This is a genomic window from Streptomyces sp. UF-297, from assembly GCF_058245575.1.
On record NZ_JBSIBZ010000107.1, the window covers coordinates 23189 to 29188 of the forward strand.

Here is a 6000-nt window from a genome sequence, read left to right on the forward strand (position 1 = left end):
CCCCGCTGAGGCCTGTGGAGTACCCCCGAGTTGTGGACAACTCCCTCACTCGTACGGGTAGTTCATCCCGCAACCACCCGCGCCGTACGCCGCCCCTGCCGCGCCCGTCGCCCCGCCCTCACCACCCCGCCACCACCGCGTACCGCTCACGCACCTCCCGGTAGCGCAGCAGTTCCGCGGCGACCGGCTCCAGCACGCGGGCCCGCCCGCAGGCCGCCGCCGCGCCCCGCAGACGCCGCTCGGCCTCCTGCCCGTAGCGCCGCGCCGGCCCGCGCGCCGCCACCGCGCACACCCACGCCAGCCCGGGCCCACCCGCCGTCCCCACGGCCGCCACCAGCAGCGCCGGGAGCCACCCGGCCGCCCCGGACAGCCCGGCCGCCACCCCCAACACCCACACCAGACCAGCCAGTTGAAGCATCAACAGCATTCCCTGGACCGCCGCCGCCACCGTCCACCACCGCGGCCGCAGCTGCGGACCGGCCCGCAGTTCCCCGTCCGCCCCGGCCGCCACCCGGTCCAGCGCCTCCGGCAGCCCGTCGGCGCCCCGCTCCGCCGCCTCGCGCACCGCCTGCGCCCACGGCCCGGGCAGTCCCCGCGCCGCCTCGCCCGCGACAGCCCGTACGGCCGCCTCCACCACCGGCCGCGCCGCCGCCCGCGCGTCCACCGGACTCCGTACGGCCGCACCGCGCACCGCACCACCTGCACCCCCTGCCACCGTCCCCCACCCCCGCGTCGCCGCCCACCCGGCCGCCGACGCCCCCGTCCCGCGCCCGCCCGCGCGGCGCGCCACGTACCGGTCGCGCGCCCGCAACCACGGCGCCCCGCACGCCCGGTCCGCGTGCCGCAGCCAGTCGCGCTCCGCCGCCCGCCCGGCGGCCTGCGCCCCCACCGCCTCGGCCAGCCGGTCCTCGAACTCCTCCCTGGCCCGCTCCGTGAGCCCGGCCCGCCCCTCGCCCACGTACACGGGCCGCAGCCGGGCAGCGGCGGCGTCCACATCGGCGGCCAGACGCCGCTCCGCCGCCCCCCGTTCCGCCACGAACTGCCCCAAAGCCTCGCGTAGTTCACCGACCCCTTCGCCCGTGGCCGCCGACAGCGCCAGCACCGCGGCCCCGGGCTCACCGTGCTCCCCCAGCGCCAGCCCGTCCTCGTCCAGCAGCCGCCGCAGGTCGTCCACCACCTGGTCCGCGGCGTCCCCCGGCAGCCGGTCCACCTGGTTGAGCACCACGAACGTCACTTCCGCGTATCCCGCCAGCGGCCGCAGATACCGCTCGTGCAGCACCGCGTCCGCGTACTTCTCCGGGTCCACCACCCAGATCACCGCGTCCACCAGCTCCAGCGCCCGCTCCACGTGCTCGCGGTGCCCGGCCGCCGCCGAGTCGTGGTCGGGCAGATCCAGGAGGACGAGCCCGCGCAGCGCCGTATCGCTGTCCGCGGGTACGTACCGGTGCCTCGGCGCAATCCCCAGCCGCTCCAGCAGCCCCTCCGCCCCCGGCTCCCCGCCCTCCCACACACAGGCCACCGGCTGCGCGGTCGTCGGCCGCCGCGCCCCCGCCTCCGAACGCTCCGCCCCCGCGAGCGCGTTGAACAGCGACGACTTCCCGCTCCCCGTCGCCCCCGCGATGGCGACGACGGTGTGCTCGGCGGAGAGCCCCGAGCGCTCGTCGGCCGCCGTCAGCACCCGCCCCGCGTCGGCCAGCACCCGCCCGTCCAGCCGTGCCCGCGACAGCCCGATCAGCTCCCGCAACGCCGCCAGCCGGGGCGCCGCCCCTTCTCCTGCCCCCCGCCGCTCCCCGAACCAGCTCCCGCCCCCGTCATCGCCACCCAGGCCCCCACAGCCCCACGCCTTTGCCCCACCCCGCCCCTCAGGGGCCCTGCCGCACGCCCCCGCGCCCGTTCCCCCCAGCACCGCCTCGTACACCCCGTCGCCCTCCCCGCTGCCTCCGTACGCCCCCGCACGGCCGTCCCCGCACGCCTCGCCCTCCCCGCCGCCGTATGCCCCGTACCCCGCACCGAGGTACGCCTTCCCCCGCGCACCACCGCTCGCCCCCTCGCACTCGCCCGCACCGGCACCGCCCCCACTGCCGCTACCGCCTCCAGCCCCCTCACGGCCCTCCGCACGCCCCTTTCCGCGCCCCTCTCCGCCGCCTTCTCCCCACGAACCCTCGCCCCCGGCCCCGCCCCCACCACCGGACCTCACCTCCCCCGCTTCGATCCCCGCCTCGCCCCCGCCGCCCTGCTCGCCCGCACCGCTCCGGCGCCGGTCGCCACCCCCGCCCCGCGCCCGCCGCGCGATCAGCCCGTCGTCCCAGATCCCGCCCCTCCCAGCGGCCTCCGCACGCCCCGCCCCACCGGCACCTTCAGCACCCGCGTCCACTCCCCCCTCCTCACCCGCACCGACACCCTCGACGTCCTCAACGCCACCGCTCACCGCGCCACCTTCTCCCTCTCGTCCCGCCGTGCCCCCCGCTTCTCCGCACCACGCGGCCCGTCCGGCCGCCCCTCCCGCTCGCCCTTCTCCTTCTCCAGTACGGACAGCGCCGCGATCAGCTCCACCTGGTGGTCCGACGGCACGTTCAGCGCGTCCAGCGGCGCCAGCCGCCGCTCCCGCTCGCCGTCCAGCGCGCGCTCCAGGTACGTCTTCAGCAGCCGGCTCCCCCGGTCGCGCAGCCGCAGCGCGCCATGCGCGCCCAGGAGTTCGGCCAGCGACTCCCCCGCCGTACGCGCCCGCCGCCCGCCCAGCAGCCCGGTCGCCAGCAGCGCGGCGGCCTCCTCCGCGTCCGCGCCCCGCCCCGTCTCTCCCGCCCCCTGGCCCTCTGCCGCCTCACGTACCTCGTCCTCGGCCAGCTCCTCCAGACAGCGCCGCCAGCGCCGTACGAGGACCCCCAGCCGCCCGTCCGCGCCCGCCGCGGACGCCACCACCGCCCGCACCGCCTCCGGCGCCGCACCGTCGCCGCGCCAGGTCTCGGCCACCCGCTCGTCCGCCGCTTCGACGGCGCAGCGCAACAAAGAGGTGAGTCCGTACGTGAGCGCGTCCAGCAACTCGTCCGGGCGACCGCCGAGCGCGTGATCCCGCCAGTGGGCGCGCGCGTCCCCGGAGAGCACCTCCCCCGCCGCGACCTCCCGCCGCACCCGCTCCTCCGCCGCCTCGTACGCCTCCTCGACCCGCCCCGCCAGACGCAGCGCCGCGGCGTGCTGGGCCGCGGACGCCCCGGCCAGCGCGGCCGTGCGGCCCCGCAGCGAGGCGAGGACCCCGGCCGCGGTCCGGCCCGCCGCGGACGCGCGGGCGTCCGGGTCCTGTGCGTGCCGATGCAGCCACGCCCGCAGCCCGGCCACCGCAGTGGCGGGCAGCAGCCCGCTCCCCCCGCCCGCCGACTCGGGCAGCTCGGGGATGGTGAAGCGCGGTACGTGCCCCAGCCCCGCCCGCGCCAGCAGCGCCCCGTACCTGCCGCTCACCTCACCGACGATCTGGTGGGGCACCCGGTCCAGCACGGTCACCAGCGTGACGTCGTACTCCTTGGCGGTACGCAGCAGATGCCAGGGCACCGCGTCCGCGTACCGCGCCGCGGTCGTCACCAGCACCCACACGTCCGCCGCGCAGATCAGCTCGGCGGCCAGCTCCCGGTTACGGGCCACCAGCGAGTCGATGTCGGGCGCGTCCAGCAGCGCCAGCCCGCTGGGCAGCGCCTCGTCCGTCTCCACCCGCAACGGCCACGCCCCGCCCTCGCCGCCCCCCATGGCTCCCCCGCACTCGTCGCCCTCCCCGTCCCTCCCCATCTCCAGCTCCAAGTCCAGGTCGCAGGCCGCGCCCGCCGCCCCGTCCTGGCCCTCCTGCTCGGGCACCCACACCCGGGCCAGCTGCGGCAGCACCCGCTCGCCTGCGAACCAGTGCTGATCGTCGGGATGGCACACCAATACGGGCGTACGCGTCGTGGGCCGCAGCACCCCCGCCTCGCTCACCCGCCGCCCCACCAGCGAGTTCACCAGCGTGGACTTCCCGGCGCCGGTCGATCCGCCGATGACGGCCAGCAGGGGCGCCTGAGGAGCGCGCAGGCGGGGCATCACATAGTCGTCGAGCTGAGCCAGCAGTTCGGCACGGTTGCGCCGGGCACGAGCGGCACCGGGAAGTGGCAGCGGAAACCGTGCGGCATCGACGCGATCGCGCAGCACGGACAACGCGTCGATGAGCCGGGGTCGTACGTCCAAGGTCGCCACATGTGCAGAATGCCCAATTTTGATGGGTTTTTGAAGCGTATGGGCACCCGTGCGCGCCGCATGAATCACCCCAGAACGGGATCAGTGGCACATGGGACGATCGCGACAAGAGAGGCTCAGGCATAACGAGTGCACAACACCCGCCGCGCGCGACGCAAAAAACAGTGCAGGATTCGTACCTGCCTGCGATTATCGGGACCGCTTCACCGAACCTCCACAACGTGCCACGGAGGTGAAGCAACCGGGACGAGGTACGCGGCCCCCTATTCTTGTCGGCGGCCCGTGATCCACGTCCACGCCCGGCCCCCGTAGCTCAGTGGATAGAGCAGGTGCCTTCTAAGCACTTGGCCGCAGGTTCGAGTCCTGCCGGGGGCGCTCTTCGCGCAGCCCTTGTCGGCCCTCCTCCGGGAGGGCCTTTTCGCTGGTCAGCGGCACCCTAGTCGCACACGCGTAGCAACAGCGTAAGTGCCGGACCCGCCCCTGCCGTCGCGGGGCGAGTCCGGCCGTGTCCGGCTGTCACCGGGTTTCTGCGGGTGGCCACGGTGAATACGCGGAGAAGTTCTCCGGCGCGCTCACTCCTCCTCCGGCAACTCAGGGAGATCCCCCTGCGCCTCCATCCGCCGCTTCAGGTCGGGAATCTGCCCCTCGATGCAGCCGGCATAGAAGGCCAGCAGGACGGGGACACTGTTGCCCGCCCAGTAAGCAACCTGCGCCGGTGGAATGCCGTCGTTGAGCCACTTCGTCAGCCGGGTGTGCCGGATGTCGTAGATGCGCTTCCCCATCGGGGAGGCGCGCTCCCGCTCAGTCAGCTCGGCTCTGCGGGCACTCCCCCATGCCCGACGGGTGACCGAACCCGCAAGGATCTCTCCCTTCTCGCCCTGGAACATCCGGTCCCCGGGCTTCAGGTTCTCTGCCTTGATGTGCTCCCGAACAATCCTCGTCAGCGCCGGTGGGCCGGGCACGACGCGCGTGTCACCCTCAGCGCGCCCCTTCAGTCCCCGCTCTTCGTGCAGCTTGCCGTCGTCGGTCCAGTTCTTCCCGACCTCCGGCTCTGCGGTGTGGATCACGACGTCACACCACTGGTCTTCGGCATCCTCAGAGGGCAGCCGGAAGTCGTCCACGTACATCGCCACGGCTTCTTCCGGACGCGGCCCGGTGTAGTAGATCGTGGCGAAGTACGCATGCAGGCGGCGCCCCCCGCGGGGACGGCGCCTGATCCGGGCCAGGATGCGCGCCATGCGGTCCGGATGAATCAGGACTCGCCTGTCCACCACGTTGGATGTCTTGGGGGTCGCCCCCCTCCCCTTCGGCAGCGGGTTCGCGCGCACGACCCGGTGTTTGATGGCGTATTCCATGGCCACGTTCAGGACCCGCCGTGTGCGCTTGACCGAGCTGGCTGCCGCCCGTGTGCCGTCAAGTCTTGTGACGACGGCACTCAGGACTTCGTCGACCTTGACCGGGTCTTCCCAAGCGGCCATCGACAGGGTGTTGCGCTCAACCCACTTGAGGATCGCGGCCGCCTCAGGCGGCGCCTCCTCGCGCTGCCGCGTGTTGAACGCGTACTCCCGCAGCGCGGTGCGCACATCGACCGGCTTGAAGGCGGCCGGCGGTGTGCGCAGCAGGGCAACAGTCGTCGCCATCATGACTTTGGCAGTGGTCTTACGGCTGTTCCCTCCGGTCCGGATCCATTGCGCATCCGTGAACTGAACGGCGAAGTCGTACCAGTTCACCGCGCTCGCCCCGGACTGGTGCGAGACCGGGCGCCCCCGGGGGGGGGGGGGGGGGGGG

3 protein-coding genes and 1 tRNA gene are annotated in these 6000 nt (G+C 74.5%); 1 reads left to right on the forward strand and 3 read right to left on the reverse strand.

The features are described 5' to 3' along the window. Window positions 1-118 precede the first annotated feature (118 nt). Together AC4IJH_RS38235 and AC4IJH_RS38240 are read right to left on the reverse strand one after the other, a co-directional pair. Entirely contained in the window at window positions 119-2212 is a 2094-nt protein-coding gene (locus AC4IJH_RS38235) for a GTPase (protein ID WP_490856591.1), read from the reverse strand. Window positions 2213-2424: 212 nt separating this feature from the next. Continuing rightward, entirely contained in the window at window positions 2425-4212 is a 1788-nt protein-coding gene (locus tag AC4IJH_RS38240) for a dynamin family protein (RefSeq protein WP_490856589.1), read from the reverse strand. Between the two features lie 302 nt (window positions 4213-4514). Between AC4IJH_RS38240 and AC4IJH_RS38245 the strand changes: the two genes are divergently transcribed. Beyond that, window positions 4515-4587: transfer RNA gene (locus AC4IJH_RS38245), tRNA-Arg, on the forward strand. 197 nt (window positions 4588-4784) lie between these two features. On the opposite strand, the gene AC4IJH_RS38250 is transcribed toward AC4IJH_RS38245, so the two are convergent. After that, window positions 4785-5942, reverse strand: coding sequence for a tyrosine-type recombinase/integrase (locus tag AC4IJH_RS38250; protein ID WP_490856590.1), 1158 nt, complete (start codon window positions 5940-5942; stop codon window positions 4785-4787). Between the last annotated feature and the right edge of the window lie 58 nt (window positions 5943-6000).